We start from the raw sequence: 21,536 nt of genomic DNA on the forward strand, positions 1-21,536 counted from the left end.
AACTAGGGAATCACCCAGTAAAATGAAATGATGAGTACGTGCTAAGTAAGAAGAAATTGATGATCAGGATCAAGAAAGCAGCAATGGCGTAGATTGCCAAGCCTTTTCCTCTCACCCCTCTTGCCAGACGCAGGAACAGATAGATTGCATAGACTGCCAATACCGTCAGCGAACCGATTGTCTTCCAATCGAACCAATAGAAGGCCGCAGCTGTCGTATAAGCCCATACAATCCCCAACACGATAGATAACAGCAACAAAGGCGTCCCAATCGTAATGGAGGTGAAAGTATATGTTTCTAGCTTGCCCAAATCACCAAGCCTTGTCCACCATCTATACCCTTTTTTTCGCTTCAAGAGCTGGAATTGCAGCAAGTACATGACAGCAAAGACAAAAGACAGCGTGAAAAATCCATAAGCCACTATAGCTAATGTGATGTGCGCGATCAATACTTCATCCATGAATGGAATCGTCTGCGTCCATTGCCGCTCGTAAGCCGAGCTTGCAATATATAACAACATCATAAAAAAGCCGACCACATTCAGGAAGAAGGTGAGGAAATCGACTTTGTAGATACGGTTGATGAACAAAGAAAGCGATACGATGACCCAGGCATAAAAATATAAGCCTTCATATACATCCTTTACCGGCAGTCCGGCATGTGCAATCATTTCCTGCAATAAAAAAAGGCTCTGGAAGAACCAAACCAATGTAAGCAAACGGAAGGCGAAAACATTCGCCTTCCGATTCTTTTGTATAAAATCGATAAAATAGCTGAAAATGCTGGCTGCATAAAGTAACAAAATGATTTCATAAAGATAAGCTGGTACCTGCATTATAAGCCCTTCTTTTTATCTGGTTGAGGATGCATTCGGCACAGTCTGAAGCTCTTGTGACCCTGATCGCTCCAGTTTGACAATGTTATTTTGTTTGTCCAGTACCGCCTTTTCGATTCCGAAAATCTCTGCGAACTGCTGGATGAGTTCTTCGCTGTTTTCACGGCCGGCAAGCTCCTTTGCCTGCGTGATCGGCTGTTTAAGCAACTGGTTGATGATACTTTTCGTATGCTTGTTCAGCACCCGTATATCACGTTCACTTAGATCCGGCAGCTTGCGTTCCAAACTTTTCATCGTTTCAGCTTGGATTGCGGCCGCTTTACGACGAAGCTCGGTGATGACTGGCACGACCCCCAATGTCTGCAGCCAAACTTTGAAATCGACGATACCGCCTTCGATCATGATTTCGATTTTTTCCACTGCTTCCTGACGGGCAGCCAAATTCGCATCGACAACATCTTGCAGGTCATCGATGTCATATAAAAATGTGCTGTCCAAATCATCCACATCTGGATTGATATCGCGTGGTACTGCAATATCGACCAAGAATAACGGCTGGCCTTTGCGTTCTTTCAGAACTGGCTGAAGCATTTGTTTGTCCAGGACATACCCTGGAGCTCCTGTGGAACTGATGACGATATCCGCATTTTGCAGTGCTGTATCGAGTTCATCCCATCCGGCTGCTTTACCACTGAACAAAGCGGCCAGCTGTTCGGCTTTTTCTTTCGTCCGGTTAATGACCGTTACATCCTTGACGCCTGAACCGTGCAGATTCCTTGCTGCCAGTTCCCCCATTTTACCAGCACCGAGGATGACGATTCGTTTGGAAGAAATATCACCGAAAATCTTCTTGGACAATTCCACCGCAGCGTAACTGACAGATACAGCATTCTCACCGATTCCAGTCTCTGTATGCGCCCGCTTCGCCAACGTCACAGCTTGTTTGAACAATTCATTATAAATCGTTCCGGATGTATGAAGTTCCTGTGCTTTTTGGAAAGAGCGTTTCAGCTGCCCAAGGATCTGTGTTTCCCCTACGACCATGGAATCTAGTCCACTTGCTACCCGGAACAGATGCTCCATGGCTCTTTCATCCTCATGAAATGTAAGATAAGATGCAATCTCGTCTTTATCGATTCCGAACCATTCAGACAAGAATTTTTTTATATAATAGCGGCCGGTGTGCATCTGATCGACCACAGCATAAATCTCCGTACGGTTACAAGTCGAGATGATGACGTTCTCGAGCATGCTTTTCTGGTTGGAGAGTGCTTGCATCGCTAAGCCAAGCTCTTCTTCCTTGAAACTTAGTTTTTCTCTTATTTCAATCGGGGCTGTGCGATAATTGATTCCAGCAACTAACATGTACATTCCCTTTTTCCCCCTTGAAAACCTTTCGCTCATACCAGTATAACACTGTGGTATTTATGTCCTAAGCAAATTTGTGAACAGAATCGTAAACAATTGTGTTAGGATAGAGTGTGTGTTTGTGAATTATTTCATAAGTACATATAACAAATTAACACAGATAGTCATGATAATCAACGATTTAATCTTATTTAATAATAATTATTATGTGGAGAGATGTTATGACGAAGAAAAATGCTTTTGTCGGATTCCTTTTACTAGGAATCGGAGCTTATTTCCTGCTGCGACAGTTACGAGTTCCCTTGTTTGTGGATTTTTACTCATGGCCCACTTTGTTGATCATCATTGGCGCGGCTCTACTAATGCATGCTTATCTTACGAAAGATCATAAAAACTTATTCGCTGGGTATTTCATTTTAGGCTTGGGGCTCCATTTCCATGGACAGAAGCATTACAGCTTCTGGACCGACAGTTGGGGAGCTTACCCATTCCTTGCTGGCGCTGCTTTATTCATATCGGCACTAAAAACCAAAAAAGGTTATGTATGGGCGATTTTGCTGCTGGCCCTTGGTATCTTTACGATTGCCGCACCAAAGCAGCCAGCCTGGTTCGGCTGGCTTGATAGAACAGCTGGCATCATCAGTGATTTCTGGCCTGTATTGCTTATATTGGCAGGCGCTTATCTTCTTTTCCGAAAAAAATAACCGTACAGGCCTAAGCTTGTACGGTTATTTTTCATAGGAATCGTTTTAAAACTCCCCATGCTTCTTCTTTTCCTTCTCCCGTTTCCGAGGAAAATGGAAGGATGATATCCTCTTGTTCAAGCTGCAGCTTATCAGCAGCACGCTTGATGTGCTGCACTCGTTTTCCTTTTGGGATCTTGTCCAGTTTGGTTGCCACTACGACAACCGGCAGCTCATAATGCTTCAGGAAATCATACATGGTCACGTCGTCCTTCGTCGGTTCATGACGGATATCAACAAGCAGCACGACTGCCTTCAGATTCTCACGCTCCGTGAAATACTCCTCCAGCATTTTGCCCCAAGCATTACGTTCCTTCTTTGAAACCTTGGCATAACCATAGCCCGGCACATCCACGAAATGAAAGCGGTCATTGATCTTATAAAAGTTCAATGTCTGCGTCTTCCCAGGCTTTTGGGATGTGCGGACCAAGTTTTTGCGATTGATCATCTTATTGATAAAAGATGATTTCCCTACATTCGAGCGCCCCGCTAAAGCAATCTCCGGCATATGTGTTTCCGGGTATTGCTTTTTCGATACTGCGCTGATTACGATTTCTGCTTCAGTTACTTTCATGTTTATCTTCCACCAATGCGTATTTTAATACCTCATCAAGATGGCTGACTTTGATAAACGTCATGTCTTGCTTGATTGTATCGGGTATATCCTCCAGATCACGGTCATTATCAGCCGGGAATAAGATTGTCGTGATACCTGCCCGGTGAGCACTCAAACTCTTTTCCTTCAGTCCGCCGATCGGCAAAACACGGCCGCGAAGGGTGATCTCGCCTGTCATCCCGACATCTTTGCGCACTGGTCTTCTTGTAAGTGCACTCGTCAAAGCAGTGGCGATCGTGATACCGGCGGACGGACCGTCCTTCGGTGTCGCTCCTTCCGGCACATGGATATGAATATCATATTGTTCATGGAAGGATGGATCGACGCCGAGCTCTTCGGCATTGGACCGGATATAGCTGAAGGCAGCCTGTGCTGATTCCTTCATCACATCCCCGAGTTTTCCAGTCAACGTAAGTTTCCCTTTACCCGGAGATAAAGAAACTTCAATGGATAATGTATCTCCGCCAGCAGTCGTATAAGCAAGACCTGTCGCTGCGCCAACTTGATTCTCCTCCTCCATTAAACCATAACGGAAGCGTGGGCGTCCAAGCAATTCTTCCACTTTCTTCGCCGATACCGTGACCCGCTTCTTATCTTCAGAAACGATGATCCGTGCTACTTTACGGCAAACCGCTGCCAGCTGGCGCTCCAATCCACGCACACCGGCTTCTCTTGTATAACGGCGGACGATATGCTCAAGTGCTTCATCCTTCATGACGATATTGCCTTTTTTCAAACCATTTTCTTTGATTTGCTTCGGCAATAGATGTTCCTTGGCAATATGCAGTTTTTCCACTTCGGTATAACCTGCGATGCTGATGATCTCCATCCGGTCAAGCAACGGCCCAGGAATAGATCCCAGATTATTCGCTGTCGCAATGAACATCACATTGGAAAGATCATAGTTTTCTTCAATGAAATGATCACTGAACGTACTGTTTTGTTCCGGATCAAGCACTTCGAGCATAGCCGAAGATGGATCGCCACGGAAATCATTGCTCATCTTATCTATTTCATCAAGCAAGAAGATCGGATTCGTAGTACCGGCACGTCTCATACCTTGCATGATTCGTCCAGGCATCGCTCCTACATAGGTACGGCGATGACCCCGGATTTCCGCTTCATCTCTTACACCGCCCAATGAAATACGGACAAATTTACGATTGATTGCTTTGGAAATGCTTGTCGCCAGGGAGGTTTTCCCGACCCCAGGAGGTCCAGCCAGGCAAAGGATCGGACCTTTCAATGAATTGGTCAACTTCTGAACGGCCAAGTATTCCAATATTCTTTCTTTTACTTTTTCCAGACCATAATGATCCTCATCCAAAGTAGCTTCGGCATGGGGAATATCCAGATTATCTTCTGTTTGTTTCTTCCAAGGCAGGGCAATCAGCCACTCCAAGTAATTGCGAATGACAGAGCTTTCTGCAGAGCTCTGCGGAACACGCTCATAACGTCGCAATTCTTTTTCAGCGACTTCCTTCATGTGATCCGTCATGTCAGATGCTTCTATATCCGCTCGGAACTGTTCGATTTCCCCAGACTTGCCGTCCCGATCACCAAGCTCCTTCTGGATTGCTTTCATCTGTTCACGCAAATAATATTCCTTTTGTGTCTTCTCGACGGATTGTTTGACACGCTGGCCTATTTTCTTTTCCAGATCAAGTACTTCCCGCTCATTTGTAATGATCATGATGATATGACGCAAGCGTTCCTTGACATCCTGCATCTCCAGGATCTCCTGCTTGTCATCGAGCCGTAAGGATAAATGAGAGGTAATCAAATCTGCCATGCGCCCCGGCTCCTTGATATCAGTCAAGGTTGCCAACGTCTCTTGGCCTATTTTCTTTGAAACCTTTATGTATTGCTCAAATTGCTCCAGGAGCGCTCGCATCAGGGCTTCTTCTTCATTTTTCGTACCATGCTTGTCTGGTCTTTCCTCGATTTCGACCATGAACTGCTTGTCATCTTCCAGGAAGCGGATGATCTCAGCCCGGTACAACCCTTCAACCAATACACGCATCGTACCATTTGGCAGCTTCATCATTTGGTTGACTTTCGCTACCGTACCTATATGATGGATTTCCTCTTCAGTCGGTTCATCCAAATCCACTTCTTTCTGCGCAGCCAGAAAGATTGTTTCCCCTTCCATCATTGCTCGTTCCAGTGCATGGACGGATTTTTCCCTGCCTACATCTAAATGCAAGACCATCGTCGGAAAAATTAGCAGCCCCCTCAAGGGCAGGAGAGGCGTTACCAGTGTCTTCTCTTTTTCCATCGTGACACCTCCAAATGTCTGTCTTCATCAGTTCTTTTTAAAGTATATACACAACCGCTGTACTGTACCCATACTTTATGAAAATCAAGAAAAAAATCCCTTGCCACCAACTGTAACAAGGGATTTGCTGTACATGATCATCTGCCTGTCAGATGGAGATTATGCACTCTCTTTCGGAGATTGCTTGTTCTCATCAGTTACGGTACCATCATGCAGTACAAACTTCGGACGGCCATTCTCAAGCAGTACTGTATCTTTTGTTATGATGCATTGCTTGATATCATCACGTGATGGCAATTCATACATGATATCGAGCATGATACCTTCTATGATGGAGCGCAAGCCACGTGCACCAGTTTTACGCTCGATTGCCAATTTAGCGATCTCACGAAGTGCATCTTCCTCGATTTCCAATTCGACTTGGTCCATTTGGAAGAGCTTCTGGTATTGTTTCACCAATGCATTTTTAGGTTTTGTCAAAATCTCAACCAAAGCTTCCTCATCAAGCGGCTCCAGGCTGCCGATAACCGGAAGACGGCCGATGAACTCCGGAATCAAACCGAATTTCAATAGATCCTCTGGCAATACTTTGGAAAGGTATTCGCCTTTATCAAGTGTTTGGTTGCCCTCGCCTGCACCGAAACCGATAACTTTGTTACCAAGGCGGCGCTTGATGATCTGCTCGATCCCGTCAAAGGCACCACCACAGATGAACAGGACATTCGTCGTATCAATCTGGATGAATTCCTGATGCGGATGTTTGCGGCCGCCTTGTGGCGGAACGCTTGCTACTGTGCCTTCCAAAATCTTAAGCAATGCTTGCTGAACACCTTCACCGGATACATCACGTGTGATGGATGGGTTTTCGGATTTACGTGCCACTTTATCGATCTCATCGATGTAAATGATACCTTTTTCCGCTTTCTCTACATCGTAGTCAGCAGCTTGGATCAACTTAAGCAAAATGTTTTCTACGTCTTCCCCGACATAACCTGCTTCTGTCAAAGAAGTCGCATCAGCAATGGCGAACGGTACGTTCAGGATACGTGCCAATGTCTGTGCGAGTAATGTTTTACCGCTACCAGTCGGTCCAATCATAGCGATATTACTCTTGGATAATTCCACATCATCCGAGCCTTTGCTGGAATTGATACGTTTATAGTGGTTATATACCGCTACCGCAAGGTTTTTCTTCGCTTTATCCTGTCCGATGACATAGTCGTTCAAGATGTCACGGATTTCCTGTGGCTTTGGAATTTCCTTGAATTCTACTTCTTCTTCGTTTCCAAGTTCCTCTTCCACGATCTCCGTGCACAAATCGATGCACTCATCGCATATATAGACGCCTGGTCCGGCTACTAATTTACGTACTTGGTCTTGGCTTTTGCCGCAGAAAGAGCATTTAAGCTGCCCTTTTTCTTCATTAAATTTAAACATCATTTCACCCCTCGAATGTAATATCTATATATGATATCTCGAAAGATCAAACACATTCTGGATGCGCCCAGCCTTCCTTTAGCCAATCATATCAGATAACAGCAGTATTAAAAAGCAAAACACTTTTTCCATCAGTATTAGCCAAATGACCGCAGGTAAACCCTGCCAGGGAAGATTTCTGCTTCCGCCAAATTGGCAAATCCTGCACATACGAAAAAGAGGTACGTTTTATTATGGAGTTTTTTTAAAAAAAGTCAAATCATATGTATGTAGTATATGTAAACGAAAAAGCCGTTCATGCACGTAAATCCAAAGGGAGGAAAATACGTTTATTTTTTAGAAAAACAAGGCACAGTGATTGCTGCCTTGTTTTTCTATTATGTCTTATGCAGTTTTGCTGTTATCCACCAAAACATCGATTGCTTTTTGGAACTTCAAATCATCTTTGATAGCGTCAGTGTTGCCGCCAAGCATAGCAGTCAATTGTTCTTTGTCTGTTTGGTACATTTCAGCCATTTTTTCAAGCTCTGCGTTAACGTCCTCATCAGTCACTTCCACGTTTTCCGCTTTCGCGATCGCTTCAAGTGTAAGGTTTGTTTTCACGCGTTTGCCAGCATCTTCTTTCATTTGTTCGCGAAGTGCAGCCTCGTCCTGACCGGAGAACTGCTGGTACATTTCAAGTGTCATACCTTGCATTTGCAGGCGCTGTTCGAATTCACGAACCATGCGATCAAGCTCTGTATCTACCATTGCCTCTGGAACATCCACTTTCGCGTTGTCTGTAGCAAGGTTGATCAGCTGCTCGCGTTTGTTGTTTTCCGCTGCATTTGTTTTTTCTTCTTGCAGACGGTTTTTCGTTTTTTCACGAAGCGCATCCAAAGATTCTACTTCTTCGTCTACGTCTTTTGCGAATTCATCATCAAGCTCTGGAAGTTCCTTCGCTTTGATTTCATGGATTTTCACTTTGAAGACTGCTTCTTTACCAGCAAGTTCAGCAGCATGATATTCTTCAGGGAATGTTACGCTGATGTCGGACTCACTGCCGGATTCTTTACCTACTAGCTGTTCTTCGAATCCAGGGATGAAGCTGCCGGAACCGATTTCCAAAGAATGGTTCTCTGCTTTACCGCCTTCGAATGCTTCACCATCAGTGAAACCTTCGAAATCGATTACGACTGTGTCGCCTTCTTCTACAGTACCTTCTTCTTTGACAACCAATTCAGCTTGTCTGTTGCGAAGTGCTTCGATTTCATTCTCTACATCTTCGTCGGTTACTGTTGTATCTTCTGCTTCTACTTCAAGACCTTTATAGTCACCAAGCTCTACTTCAGGCTTGACAGTTACGGTAGCTTTGAAGATTAGCTCTTTTCCTTGTTCGATCTGCTCAAGATCTACATCCGGTTGTGCAACAGGCTCGATGCCAGTTTCTTCAACAGCGTTCATGTAAGCTTCTGGAAGAACGATATCAATCGCATCTTGGTATAAGGATTCTACACCAAAGCGTTGTTCGAAGATTTTGCGTGGTACTCTTCCTTTACGGAAACCTGGTACCTGAACTTGTTTCACTACTTTTTGAAACGCTTTGTCAAGCGCTGCATCCAATTCCTCAGGAGATAGGGTGATTGTTAAGATACCCTCGTTCTTGCCTTCTGTTCTTTCGAATTTTGCTGACATAATATTCCCTCCAACATCTATCGTTTCTTACCTGTTAATCGTTCTCAATTCTAGCATAAAAGAAGTTATTAACTAGTACTGGTTTACAACCATCTCATTATAACATATTCATAGTCGCTTTCAACACTTACAATGCGAACTCTGTCATTCCTCGGCAACAGTCAGAAATTTTGCTTCAAATGTGATGATTTCCTCCATCATCGAGGCGATTTTCTGAGCTTCTTCCTCGGTGACAGCCGGCTGTTCGATTTGCAGATAACTGCTTGCCAGCTTCTGCAGGGCAGCTGCCAGTACAGCTGCTTCTTCCACTGTGGGCGTCATTGGATATCTTACATACATGTATCGGTACAATAGCTTATACACCAGGTCGTAAAGTGATGGATTCTGTTGCTCGAGCAGATGCAAATGTCCCAGAACCTGTTCCATCCCTTCCGATTTTTCCACCAGCGCCAGATTCTCCGGAATTACAGTCACTGTTTCCTTCATTTTATGTATGGTTACAGGAAATTCGATTTCCTGTTTGATGAGCCATTCCAGTACGGCTGTCTGCACGACTGGGTCGGCTTCCTCGTCCATCAGGAAAGCCTCCATCTTTTGCACATGCGGACTGACATCCAGCGAATGGCATTTCTGGATGAGCTGCCATTGCAGGGCAGCATCTTGATTCTTTCTAGCTTTGTCGAAATTATGTATAAGTTGATCGGCTGTCGTCTGACTCTTATCTTCCGCCATTTTACGGCTTACTTTCTGCAACTGGTCGAATGATGTTTTAAGCGGCGTCGGAATCTTCTCCCGCGCATACACCTCATCCAGCATTTCCACCACTTCTTCATAGCGCCCAAGCTGGAACAGCAAAGTCAAATGAATATGTAAGTATTGCAAATAATCCTTATCTTTGGCTGCAAGCAGCTGCAAAGACATCTCTTCTGCCTCTTCATGCCTGCCCAGCTCCATCAGGCAGATCAGCCGCCCAGTCAAAATTTCCGGCTGACGATAGCCATAATCCAAAAGCTGCTCAAACTTATCTATCGCGTCCGTATAATTCTTCTCCTGGAGCTCCTTCATCCCTTCCTGCTCCAGCCGTGTCTTCAAACCCGGGAACAGGACTACATTATTCTCTTTATCCATCGGCAACATCCTTATTAGATTTTCAGTTAGAGACCTGGTAACAGCTATACCCTTAAATTTAACAAAGAAAACGCAGAATGCAAACTTTTAGATGGAAAAAAGCTGTGAATCCGTCTATTCACAGCCTCAATAAAGTCCCCGCTACTTTTTTGGCATATCCTCAGGTCCCCGCCTTCTGAAAGGAATGACGTTTTCCATGCTAGGAGCCAATTCTTCTTCATCTTCTTCATCCAAAAAATCAAGCAGCCGCTGCTGCATATCGCCCATTTCCGATGTCAGCGTTTTTTCTTCGTGATTCAATGCGTAGATATCCCGCTTGATCTGAAGATAAAATTCCTTCAACGGCTTATCCGTATACTGGCTGAGTAGCCTATCGGATAACGTATATTCCTCCTGCAGCTCCAAATCATAGATTCGAACCATGAAATATTTCCCGAAAGGAATAGATCCAATGAATCGATAACGTTTCGTCTCATCTAAATACATAGGCCACCTCCAAGAAAAGTGTAGCATGTCCCGAGAGCGAGAATGCATATTCTCCCCATAATATACAGAAAACTTACATTTAGTCGTTGAAGCCCGATTTTCGGTATCTCATTTTACAAGTTATACATCTGTCACCCAACATCCTGGTACCCTTATTGCCGAGCCATAATTCCGCCACTCTTATTGATTGGTCGCCTTGTCTCCCAAAACACACCATGAATAAGCTCACTCATCTGGCTCCCCTGCTTCATGGAAGGACGGCAAAGGAACGGACCGGAAATCCTGACGCTTTTCCCGCTTTCGGTACGATATTAAAGATGAAAGCTCCTTTAGCTGGCAGCTGATCCAGATTAGTCAGCAATTCCACTTGATAAGAATCCCGCTCCAGCACATAATACTCGCCAACCAAAGCGCCGTTCTTTTGGAAATCGACTGCTGCATCCGTATCAAACGTCTCGTGCCCTACCGCCTTGATATGCCGCTCTTCATATAGGAACTTCAGTCCTTCCAATGACCAGCCTGGGGAATGGCTGTTACCATCGTCGTCTTTGTTATCCATCTGCTCTTGATTTGGCCAGCGCTTGCTCCAGTCAGTCCGCAATGCCACAAATGTACCTGGCTCGATTTTGCCGTGTTCCTCCTCGAAAGCAAGGATATCTGCCACAGACAGTGCGTAATCATGATTGGCAGCCGCTTCGTTTGATTTATCAATCACGACGAGCGGCAGTACCAATTCTTTTAACTCGAGCTCTTCCAAATACCTTGTATCCCGCACAAAGTGGATCGGGGCATCCAGATGTGTTCCGTATTGCCCCGGGAAGGTAAAGCTCTGGGCGAAGAAGCCGTCATCATGGGAGAACAATGTTTCGAACTTCGCCGGGGAAAAAGCTGAGAAATACGGCGAATCCGGCCCGAAGGTATGGGTAAGATCCACCCATTTTTTCTCTCTCAATACTTCCAATGCTTTGCTTAACTCGTTTGACATAAACGATCACCTCAAATAAATAGTTTGGAAGAACGCAAAAAAACCTCTTCTAAATAAGAAGGGGTTCGCTACTTTTATGTAGTCCGATTCTTATCTAGTCTGGAATTAGCACAGTACATACAGTCTGTTGCTGAAGCTTCATAGGGCCAGTCCCTCCGCCTCTCTGGATAAGAGAATATTCTGTTAAATTCTATATTATTCTAAGTAATATGATTGGTCAACCCAATTGTTCCCCCTTAAGGTGCATTAGCAAATGCCGCGTAAACGAATACTAGCGCCCAGAATCCTATGAAATAATAAAGCAGAGCCAAAGTGACATGCGATAAAGCTAGAACAACTTTACTGCTGGTTTCATAGGCAAAAAAAGCTGTAAAAAATCCTATTATAGGAAACCAATTATTACCATTATGGTCATACCTATTTTTGCAATTAGATCTCCAGCTAAAGGGGTGCTCGATATTAATAATGGAAAAACAATCAATGCGATAAAACCTAATATGAACACAACTAATAGAGTCAACGAAATGCGCTCAAGTTTGAAATAATGCATAGAAAAACCCTTTCATTTTAATCATCCAGTATACAGTAACAAAAAAGAGATTAAGTTCTATCGCAATATAACTCATTCAAAAATCACGCTGCATGTTTTTCCAATCACGTAAAATAAGCATCCTGCTTTTAGCGGCAAGATGCTTATACACACCTTTATTTTATACAAGGCTTTACCCCATATAAACACTGTCACACGTGCCAGCCTGCGGCTCATAAAAGCAATGATCCTTAAACTGACCTGAAAAAGGCTGGCCATACCATGTCGGAGGGCATGGTGCATACGGATTAAAATACCAAAGTGCGTACGAAGCAGGTTGTTGTCTCCAAAATTTCAAATTCCTTTCTGCCAATCTTCTTTCCTGTTCACGTGCTCGTTGATAAAAAACATTTCCTTTTTGAACAGCCTCAAAGGAGTAATTCCCGCCCTGTACATGAAAGATGACATCATCGATCGTTCTCAGATCTGCAAAATCCAAACAGTCCGCTACAGCACGGTTTACAATGACATTCCCTACAAACAGCATTCCAAGCTGCCCTTCCCCTTCAGCTTCCGCCCGCATCATTCTTGCCATCAAGTCAACATCTGAACTATTGTATCGGACTCTCGCCATATGATCACCCCACTCACAGTATGAAAAAGCTCCCCTTGTTGTTAGTATATTATTGAAGGGCTTAGACTTATGTCAGTTACATTCACCAATCCCTACCTTCATACTCCATGGAAAAGTCACTTCCCATTAGCAGTAAAATACGCTTCCAGCCAGGTGTCAGCCATCAAGCGATTGCCGTCGTTGGTCATATGTACACCATCCGTTGTCAGATTCGTTTTCGTCGTTTGCAAAAAAGCTGTATGAGTTTGCACGAGTATCGCATCATACTTGTCAGCTAGTTCCCGGACGATCTCTACATAAGGAATCAGCATCTGATTTCCTTTTGAATCTTTATTTTCTTCTATGATTGTCGGTTCCATGAGGAAGAGCGCAGCTTTGGTTCGTTTTGTTTCGAACAGGAGCTTATCATAGATTTCCCTGAAGGCATCCGGATAAACCTGCTGCATCTGCGGCTGATCCAATTGCCGCCACACGTCATTGATTCCGATGGAAATCGACACTAAGTCAGGAGCTATCGAAAGCACATCTTCTTCCCACCTATCGGCCAAATCGGTGACACGGTTGCCTCCCACTCCCTTATTTATAATTTCCACTTCTTTTCTCTGAGCAAATTCATCTTCAATCATTTTCACATAACCGTCACCGATATCCCGATGATCCTCGAATCTTCCGCATTCCGTGATGCTGTCTCCGATAAAAACCCATTTTTCACGCATCTAGAGTCCCCCCATTATTAATTGTTTCACTGCCTTCTCACCTGTTCTTTTATCCATTCCGTCGGGCTGCACCCTGTTTGTTTCTTGAAAATATTACTGAAATATTGCGGGTTATTTCCGTATCCTAATTTTTCAGCTAGTTCAAAAACCTTGATATCTTTCTGTTTACCGATGATTTCCACTGCTTTATCAATCTTACGTTTCACCACATAAGCAGAAAATTTCTCCCCGACTTCCTTTTTGAATAATTTTCCTAAGTAATCGGTGTTCATATATAACACTTCACTTGCAATCCATTGCAAAGACAAGCTTGGATTTTCAATATTATCCTTTATCGCAGCAATCATCTTATTAACAACAGACGAGTAGTTAGTCATTTCGCCCGTCTGGTCGGCTGCCATATTGGCTTGTTGTTTATTTTCTTCCGCCAGTTCTTGTACTACTTCCGATAACGCTTCATGAATGTCTTCTTCACTTGATGGTTTGAGCAGATAATGCTTCACTCCGAATCGCATTGCCTTTTGTGCATATTCGAATTCATTGTAGCCAGATAGAAGTATCCATTTGATTAGCGGAGAGACTTTTCTCCCTTGTTCAATCAAACCCATCCCATCCAGCCCGGGCATGGTAATGTCTGTAATGACGATGTCAGGCGCATGCTTCTTGATGAATTCCAAGGCTTCGAGCCCATTTTCGGCAATGCCATGCAAGACGGTTCCTTGCTGCTCCCATTCCACGATAGAAGATATTCCCTCAAGCAGCATCGGCTCATCATCTACCAGCAGAACTTTGAACAATATCAGTCCCTCCTTCAAAAGGAATCATCAGCATTACCTTCGTTCCAGCTGCTGGTTCACTTATCACTCGAATGCCGTATGCCGGACCGAATAATATTTTCAATCGATTATCGATATTCCGAATCCCCAAGCCCGTGCCTTTTGGCCGATAATTCCCGCTTGATAATTTATTGATGAATTCCTGTTCCATCCCTGGTCCGTCATCAATCACCGAGATGATCGTGTTTTTTCCATCCTGCACCGCCTCGATGCTTATCGTGCACATTCCGACAATCTCCTGCACCCCATACTTAATCGCATTTTCCACCAAAGGCTGCAAGCTGAATTTGGGCACCTTGCAGGAAAGAAGATGATCAGGGATATCGATAAGAAAGCTCAATCGTTCCTGAAAACGGTAAGATTGGATCGTGATATAATGCTTCACTATTTCCAGTTCTTCCGCAAGCGGAATCAGGGCGTCCTTCGTTTCCAGGGAGGAACGTAAAATAAAACCGAGTGACGTAGTCATACGTGAGGTTTCCTGTACCTTGCCAAGTTTTGCCGACCAATTGATGGATTCCAATGTGTTATAGAGGAAATGAGGATTGATTTGTGCTTGGAGTGTTTTGAATTCAGCATCTTTGATCACTAACTGCTTCTTATAGTTCTCTTCAATCAGCGATAGGATCTGGTTCATCATTTTATTGAAGTTTTCATGCATTTGGCCTGCTTCGTCTTCAGAAAACAAGATATGACTCTCTTCCTTGAAGTCCTTGACTCCTCCTTTTTGCACTCTTTTCATCTTTCTATTCAATGCTTCGATCGGATTGGTGATTCCTTTGATAAAACGGATACCCAGAAACAATAACACCACAAATAATAGAAGATAGATGCTCAATACGGTTCTTTGTACCAAGGTCACAGCCTGGAATAATTGACTGTATGGAGAAGCTATCATATAAGTCCAATTCGTATAATCAGCAGAGGCGTACGTCACAAAGTATCGGTCGGCCTCATAATTCACAAGCTGATAGCCTTCTGTCCCCTTTGTACTGGCTATCAGGTAAGAATCCTTCTTCGTGATTTCCTGAGGGAAAATGATCTCCCTATTCGAATTGGCAATCAGCAGCCGCATCTCTTTTTGGTCCAAACTGTTTTCAAACGAAGAGACGATATCTGCCATATCGAATCGCACAACGATCATACCCAGCCTCTCAAAGGAAAGATCAGGGTAAGCATTCACTTCCCGAGCCACCACAAACGATTCACCCTGATCACCAGGAGCAAACCATGCTGCTTCTCCATCTCTTTGGTTCGTTTCTTGTTTATATTGCAGCAAACGCTCGTTGTCGATGGTAATCACACGATTTCCCGCACTATAGCCTCTATCAGCTGTGTCGTATACCTGGATGGAATCTACCGAATCTTCAAAGGCTCCCAAGTCGATGAGCCTTTTTTTAATGGTGGTTCCGATAAGGTATGCTTCATAAGCATCGTCGGTTTCCCTTAAATCGTATAAATAGGACTGCAAATAAGGATCCGTAGACAACCTATATGAGAACCCTTTCATTTTTTCGATTTCATTTTCTATCAAAGCTGATGATACCTTCAATGACTGCGCCGACTGACGGTGGATCTCATCATTGTAAGCAACAAGTGCATATTGCAAAAGGACCAATCCACCTATGCTGAATGATATGAGGACGAGGGAGAGTAAACAAAACAATTTATATTTCAATTTTAAATTAGAGAAAAAGTTTTTCAGTCTTCTCATGATGCCACTCCCCTCACAGCCAAGCTATTAAACTAAGCGACATGTATAGTTTTTAATTTCTATGGAATGGAAATAATATCCTCTTTGTTTTATGATTCATTGTCCAATTTATAAAAACAACATGCATTATTACCATAAACATCTTCCCTTTCGGCCTCGGATAAACGATATACCACTGTTTCCTCAAAGAGCTGGATAATATCCGGATAAGAAGCAGACTTCAAACATACCGGCCAGTCGCTGCCGAACATGACTCGTTTTGGACCAAAAACATCGAGAATGTGTTCTACATAAGGATAGATATCTGCCGTCTTCCAGCTGGCTCCGACTTTTTCGGGAACCAAGCCGGAAACCTTGCACATGATATTAGGATATTCCGCGATTTCACGCATATGACTTGCCCATGGCTCCATATGCCCTGGATCCATAGGAGGCTTCGCAATATGGTCAATGACACCATGCAGATGTGGGATATTCTTTAACAATTCGATGATTGCAGGTAAGTGTCTGGGGTTGGCTTGTAAATCAACCGGGAATGCATCGTCTGCACACTTGTTAAGGTTATGAAGAACTACACGCTGTAACAACCATCCCGAGGGCAGGTCTTGCAACATCGGTCGGATCCCAACAAAATGAGGATCCTCCTTAAACTCTGCCAATCGCTGCAAGGCATCAGATTCTCCCAATTCCACCCAACCGACAACACCGATCACTTCTTCTCGCTTATTAGCCATTTCCAAAAGAAAGCGATTTTCTTCCAAACTCGGCGACGCTTGCACAGCAATCGTTTTGTCTATTGTATGCGATTGGAGGATAGGCCCTAAATGATGAGGCAAGTAAGACCGACTTCTGCTGCCTGGACCTTGATCAGCTCCTTGAACTTTGTGCCAAAAATGCTGATGAGCATCTATAATCATTTATTTGCCCCTTCTCTGATCAGACATCCTAAAGACCAGACAAACACCATGACTCTCTTCATGGTGTTTGTTCATAAAAGCCGATGACCTATCCGATCAATAATGACTCCGCTCCATCTATATAGATTTCCGTCCCCGTAATATGACTGGATTCATCGGTGGCCAAGAACTTTACTAGATTCGCCACTTCCTCTGGTTTCCCTGAACGTTTATCCAATGGCTTGCTTCCTTCAGGGAATTCGACAGGTACTTTGATTTCGTCCAAATCCTGTGATCGTTTGATTGACTTGCTAAAATCCGTTTCTATTCCGCCAGGGCAGATGACATTCACTCGGATATGGTATTTCGAAAGCTCCAATGCTGCCATCTTAGAAAATGTTGCTTGTGCTGCCTTTGAAGTGGAATAAGCAGTGAAGCCGGCTTGGGAAAAGACTCTGTTTCCGCTGACCGAACTGGTAATGATGATGCTTCCGCCTTGTTTTTTCACATAAGGGATGGTTGCCTTCACAAGGAAAAACGTTCCGTTCAGGTTGATGTTGTGAACGTTTATCCAATTGTCAATGCTCATGGATTCAATGGATGCAGTCTGACCGACAATCCCGGCATTTGCAAACACCACATCGATTCTGCCCCACTGCTCCATCATTTTTTTAGCGGCCATTTCAACTTGATCATAATCAGAGATATCACAAGGGATGGTCATGACCTTGTACGCTTTCTCTTCCATCTCTTTTTTTACTTCAGTCAATTTCGTATCATTCACATCCAGCAAGCACACTCGAAAATCCGCACCAGCTAACTTAAGCGCAGCAGCCTTGCCGATTCCGGAAGCTCCGCCGGAAATGATGGCCGTTTTTTCCACCAAAACATCCTCCATTCCAATACTCGGTTTTATAGGTTGATCAATTCACTGATGTTGACGGCATTTCCCGACCTCAAAGAATGGTTTCCTGCGATGCCAGTCATGATGGACATTGCACCATCTATGTGAGTAGCTGCCCGATTAAACACGTCAGGCTCGGGCATACCAAATAAATCTTGCAGCATCACCGTATCGCCTCCGCCGTGGCCTCCTTTTGCCGCTTTCACTTCGACCTCATAAGGTGCATCGAACATAGGACTCACAACGATGGACAATTCTTCAAGCTGGCCTTCCTCGGCTTTTTCACCACCGGAGTTCACATAGGACTTCTCTATGATCCGCGCATCGATTCTGCCTTTGGTACCATTAAAAGAAACGATAAAACCTTCCCATGGCAAGTAAGCATTCAAGCTGTAAGTCAGGATAGCTTTATTTTTATAATTCACCAGCACTCCCAAAGTATCCTCGATACTTATGCCATCCCCGAAAACACTTTGATCTCTTTGATAGCCATCTTCTTTTTCCGCATCCAGGTACATAGCTTTCAAGTGTGGATTTCCCTCCAAATCGAGGGCGAAATGGTCGCGCTTTGCCTGTTCACTTTGATAAGCACGCTGGTAAAATGTCGTTTCTCCTCTTTGTTCTGCGTTTTCCCTCCCATAAAAAAGCAAATCACCTGACGCATATACTCGCTGGGGCGTCGTATCCAGCCAGAAGTTCACCAAGTCAAAGTGATGCGTGGACTTATGCACGAGTAAGCCGCCGCTATTTCGTTTATCTCGATGCCATCTGCGGAAATAGTCCGCTCCGTGCTTTGTGTCCAGGGCCCATTCAAAATGCACAGCGTTCACTTTTCCGATTACACCTGAACCGATCAATTCCTTTATCTTTGTATTATGCGGGGCATATCGATAATTGAATGTAACCCGGACTTCCTTTCCCGTCCTTTGAATAGCATCCAGGATTTCCTGACACTTCACTTCATCCGTTGTCATTGGTTTCTCTGTAATCACATCACAGCCGAGCTCCAACGCCCTGATGATATAGGTATGATGCGTTCTGTCGATTGTCGTGACAATGACAATATCCGGCTTTTCCTTTTGAATCATCAAATCAAAGTCTGCCGCCTGGTATGTTGGTATGGCAGGGTGCTGATACTTTTCCTTCAGCAGCTGATTGGCATAACCCATCCTTGTTTGGTTAATGTCACAAAAAGCAGCAAGTGTACAGGTGTCCTTGAAATCCCTTGCCATTGCCCCATAATAAAATTCCGCCCGGCCGCCTGTTCCGACTAGCGCATATTTTTTCATAAAGCAAACCTCCCTTTCGTTTTTAATTCGTGGGGACTGATTTGATTTCCTTGGCCTGAAGTTTTGCTGATTTTTTCTCTATTCTCTCAAATGCTTTAATAGCCGGCATCATCACAATCAAAGCTAGGATACTGAAGCTGAAAAACAATGCCAACCCTTGAAAATACCATAAAATAGAACCTACTCCTATGGTTCCGATTAACATGAGCATGGTTTGACTCGGATTCAGCATCATGATAAAGAAAGCTCGTTTCACGATTTGGAAGGGCTTCATTTCATAATGAACAAGCATCGGGAACGCGTACAAACTCGCCGAAAACGCTATGGAAGTGATAATAAGAAATGGAATCGTGAAGTACAAGGCGGCGTCCGCCGCAGAAATCAAGAATAGGAAGTCCAAATAAAGGATATATCCTAACAAAACGAAGATATATCCCAGCTTGTTGCTGTTTATGAATTCCTTTTTATACCTTTCCAAGAAGGTTCCAAAGATTGGGATGTCCGTTTTTCCTTGCAGCCATTGGTGAATGATAGCCATCAGGGCGGTGGTGGCAGGGAATACCCCGAATATCACCAGCCCCGGCAACAGGAAAATAAGCCAAAGAACGTTGACATACGCCATTCTGGTGATCCATTCCAGCCCTTTATTGATAGCAGCCATAAATATGTCTCCTTTCTAAAAATCTATCCTTTCAGCCCAGTCGTGCTGATTCCTTCCACCACATAACGCTGGAAGATGAAGAAAATAACAAACACCGGTACAAGCGTGACAATCGACATGGCGAACATCGCGCCCCAGTTCGAGACTGTTTCGTTACTCAAAAACATATTCAGCGCCATCGAGACAGTATATTTTTCAGGACTGTTCAAATATAAAACCGGTCCGAGCAAATTATCCCAAGTCCAATAGAAAGTAAAAATCGCTGTTGTCGCCAAGGCTGGGACGATGAGCGGCAGAATCACCTTATAAAAAACCTGGAACGTATTGGCCCCATCAATTGTCGCTGCCTCATCCAGCTCCCTTGGTATCGTTCGGATGAATTGGACGAGCAAGAAGATGAAAAATGGATGTCCAAAAAAGGCTGGGACGACTAAAGGCTTCAAGGAATTCAGCCAGCCAAGCTCAGAGAAAATGATATACTGCGGAATCATGACTACCTCATACGGCAGCATCAAAGTGATGAGCATGATCATGAACCAAAATCCTCGACCGACGAACTTCAGCCGGGCAAAGCCGAATGCAATCAAGGAACAGGAAATCAAGTGACCGAGCAGCATCCAAATGACGAAAATCACCGTATTCTTGATGAACGTCCCGAATCCATATCCGCCAAAGCCTTCCCATCCTTGCGCATAATTCAATAAGGTGAAAGGATTGGGAATGAGCGAGCCTGCTGTAACAAAAATATCGCCACTTTCCTTGAACGAGCTGACGAACAGCCAAATGACCGGATAAAGCAATAGAATGGCAAAGCCGCCGACAAGAATATGGTAGAGATAATATTGAGGTCTTTTTTTAGTCATTCTACTTCCCCTCCGACTCATAGTGCACCCAATACTTGGACGTCCAGAAGATGATTCCTGTCAAAACAGCTACAATAAGCAGCATGACCCATGCCATAGCGGATGCATATCCCATATTGAAGTACTCAAATCCTTGCTTGAACAAGTACAGGGAGTATAGAAGCGTACCATCCAGCGGACCGCCAGTCCCTTTGGATATGATGAAAGCAGGTACAAAGGTCATAAAAGCAGAAATCGTCTGCATGATGATATTGAACAATAAAACGGGGCTCAGCATCGGCAATGTGATGCGGAAGAATTTCTGGAAGAAGTTCGCACCATCCACACTGGCCGCTTCATAAAAACTGAATGGAATGGATTTCAATCCAGCCAGGAAAATCAGCATAGAAGATCCAAACTGCCAGATGGATAAGAAAATCAGCATCCATAATGCTGCTGTCGGTTCACCAAACCAGCGAATCGCATCCAGCCCGACACTTTTCAGCGCTAAGTTCACGATACCATCATCACCGAAAATATTCCGCCACATGATCGCAACTGCAACACTGCCGCCAATGAGCGAGGGCAGATAATACAGCGTCCGATACCAGCCGACAGCTCGTGATCCCGCATTCAGCAGCATGGCCACGAGCAAAGCAAATGCCAGCCTAAGCGGTACGCCTCCCAATACGTAAATGAAAGTAACCTTCAGTGATTGAAGATAGCGCGGATCTTCAGTGAACATTTTGATATAGTTTTCAAACCCGATCCATTTAGGTGAATCGAATAATCCGTAACTGGTAAACGAGAAATATAAAGAAGCTAGCATCGGTACGATCGTAAAGGCTAAAAAGCCGATAATGAACGGACCAATGAAAAAGTATCCCCATAAATTGCTCCTTAAACGTGCGTTCACAGACTTCACTCCTCTCTTTATGCAGGTGTAATCAAGACGACAGCTGAAT

At 44.1% G+C, this 21,536-nt stretch carries 20 protein-coding genes and 1 riboswitch; of the genes, 1 reads left to right on the forward strand and 19 read right to left on the reverse strand.

Features of this window, described 5'->3' with window-relative positions; translation table 11 throughout:
• Window positions 1–10 precede the first annotated feature (10 nt).
• Both AB1K91_RS09390 and hemA read right to left on the reverse strand, forming a co-directional pair.
• A complete protein-coding gene (locus AB1K91_RS09390) occupies window positions 11–835 on the reverse strand; it encodes a cytochrome C assembly family protein (RefSeq protein ID WP_413089547.1) in 825 nt (274 codons plus the stop codon).
• Between the two features lie 15 nt (window positions 836–850).
• The gene (hemA, locus tag AB1K91_RS09395; RefSeq protein ID WP_413089549.1) at window positions 851–2,206 is read right to left on the reverse strand and encodes a glutamyl-tRNA reductase; all 1,356 of its coding nucleotides are present in this window, start codon (window positions 2,204–2,206) and stop codon (window positions 851–853) included.
• A gap of 218 nt (window positions 2,207–2,424) precedes the next feature.
• On the opposite strand from hemA, the gene AB1K91_RS09400 reads away from it, so the two are divergent.
• Complete coding sequence (locus AB1K91_RS09400) at window positions 2,425–2,907, forward strand: LiaI-LiaF-like domain-containing protein (protein ID WP_413089551.1); 483 nt, start codon at window positions 2,425–2,427, stop codon at window positions 2,905–2,907.
• A 31-nt stretch (window positions 2,908–2,938) separates the two neighbouring features.
• Here the strand turns inward: AB1K91_RS09400 and yihA are convergent, their stop codons facing one another.
• The 17 genes from yihA to AB1K91_RS09485 all read right to left on the reverse strand — a co-directional run bounded on the left by yihA (window position 2,939) and on the right by AB1K91_RS09485 (window position 21,496).
• On the reverse strand, window positions 2,939–3,520 hold the full coding sequence (gene yihA, locus AB1K91_RS09405) for a ribosome biogenesis GTP-binding protein YihA/YsxC (protein WP_413089553.1): 582 nt from the start codon (window positions 3,518–3,520) through the stop codon (window positions 2,939–2,941).
• On the reverse strand, window positions 3,507–5,840 hold the full coding sequence (gene lon, locus AB1K91_RS09410; protein ID WP_413089554.1) for an endopeptidase La: 2,334 nt from the start codon (window positions 5,838–5,840) through the stop codon (window positions 3,507–3,509). The genes yihA and lon overlap by 14 nt, the downstream gene beginning before the upstream one ends.
• Before the next feature lie 159 nt (window positions 5,841–5,999).
• On the reverse strand, window positions 6,000–7,277 hold the full coding sequence (gene clpX, locus AB1K91_RS09415; RefSeq protein WP_093727657.1) for an ATP-dependent protease ATP-binding subunit ClpX: 1,278 nt from the start codon (window positions 7,275–7,277) through the stop codon (window positions 6,000–6,002).
• Between the two features lie 384 nt (window positions 7,278–7,661).
• A complete protein-coding gene (gene tig / locus AB1K91_RS09420; RefSeq protein WP_413089555.1) occupies window positions 7,662–8,951 on the reverse strand; it encodes a trigger factor in 1,290 nt (429 codons plus the stop codon).
• 144 nt (window positions 8,952–9,095) lie between these two features.
• Window positions 9,096–10,079: a DUF3196 family protein gene (locus tag AB1K91_RS09425; RefSeq protein WP_413089556.1), complete on the reverse strand. Its 984-nt coding sequence runs from the start codon at window positions 10,077–10,079 to the stop codon at window positions 9,096–9,098.
• A 141-nt stretch (window positions 10,080–10,220) separates the two neighbouring features.
• Entirely contained in the window at window positions 10,221–10,565 is a 345-nt protein-coding gene (locus AB1K91_RS09430; protein ID WP_413089557.1) for a hypothetical protein, read from the reverse strand.
• A 247-nt stretch (window positions 10,566–10,812) separates the two neighbouring features.
• Complete coding sequence (locus AB1K91_RS09435) at window positions 10,813–11,550, reverse strand: cyclase family protein (RefSeq protein WP_413089558.1); 738 nt, start codon at window positions 11,548–11,550, stop codon at window positions 10,813–10,815.
• Between the two features lie 87 nt (window positions 11,551–11,637).
• A riboswitch (SAM riboswitch) is annotated at window positions 11,638–11,724 on the reverse strand.
• A 548-nt stretch (window positions 11,725–12,272) separates the two neighbouring features.
• Window positions 12,273–12,713, reverse strand: coding sequence for a cell wall hydrolase (locus AB1K91_RS09440; protein WP_413089559.1), 441 nt, complete (start codon window positions 12,711–12,713; stop codon window positions 12,273–12,275).
• A gap of 116 nt (window positions 12,714–12,829) precedes the next feature.
• Complete coding sequence (locus AB1K91_RS09445; protein ID WP_413089561.1) at window positions 12,830–13,429, reverse strand: SGNH/GDSL hydrolase family protein; 600 nt, start codon at window positions 13,427–13,429, stop codon at window positions 12,830–12,832.
• A gap of 26 nt (window positions 13,430–13,455) precedes the next feature.
• Window positions 13,456–14,226 carry a response regulator transcription factor gene (locus tag AB1K91_RS09450; RefSeq protein WP_413089562.1) on the reverse strand — a complete coding sequence of 257 codons (771 nt, stop codon included), beginning with the start codon at window positions 14,224–14,226 and terminating at the stop codon, window positions 13,456–13,458.
• On the reverse strand, window positions 14,201–15,979 hold the full coding sequence (locus AB1K91_RS09455; RefSeq protein ID WP_413089563.1) for a cache domain-containing sensor histidine kinase: 1,779 nt from the start codon (window positions 15,977–15,979) through the stop codon (window positions 14,201–14,203). Before AB1K91_RS09455 ends, AB1K91_RS09450 begins: the two co-directional genes overlap by 26 nt.
• An 89-nt stretch (window positions 15,980–16,068) precedes the next feature.
• Window positions 16,069–16,896: an amidohydrolase family protein gene (locus tag AB1K91_RS09460; protein WP_413089565.1), complete on the reverse strand. Its 828-nt coding sequence runs from the start codon at window positions 16,894–16,896 to the stop codon at window positions 16,069–16,071.
• Between the two features lie 88 nt (window positions 16,897–16,984).
• Window positions 16,985–17,773: an SDR family oxidoreductase gene (locus tag AB1K91_RS09465; RefSeq protein ID WP_413089566.1), complete on the reverse strand. Its 789-nt coding sequence runs from the start codon at window positions 17,771–17,773 to the stop codon at window positions 16,985–16,987.
• Window positions 17,774–17,787: 14 nt separating this feature from the next.
• Complete coding sequence (locus AB1K91_RS09470) at window positions 17,788–19,068, reverse strand: Gfo/Idh/MocA family protein (protein ID WP_413089567.1); 1,281 nt, start codon at window positions 19,066–19,068, stop codon at window positions 17,788–17,790.
• A 22-nt stretch (window positions 19,069–19,090) separates the two neighbouring features.
• On the reverse strand, window positions 19,091–19,729 hold the full coding sequence (locus AB1K91_RS09475) for a YesL family protein (RefSeq protein WP_413089568.1): 639 nt from the start codon (window positions 19,727–19,729) through the stop codon (window positions 19,091–19,093).
• A gap of 23 nt (window positions 19,730–19,752) precedes the next feature.
• Window positions 19,753–20,592: a carbohydrate ABC transporter permease gene (locus AB1K91_RS09480; RefSeq protein WP_413089569.1), complete on the reverse strand. Its 840-nt coding sequence runs from the start codon at window positions 20,590–20,592 to the stop codon at window positions 19,753–19,755.
• 1 nt (window position 20,593) lies between these two features.
• Window positions 20,594–21,496, reverse strand: a complete 903-nt coding sequence (locus AB1K91_RS09485; RefSeq protein ID WP_413089570.1) for a carbohydrate ABC transporter permease — start codon at window positions 21,494–21,496, stop codon at window positions 20,594–20,596.
• Window positions 21,497–21,536 lie beyond the last annotated feature (40 nt).

Source organism: Terribacillus jepli (assembly GCF_047228925.1).
GTDB lineage: Bacteria > Bacillota > Bacilli > Bacillales > Amphibacillaceae > Terribacillus.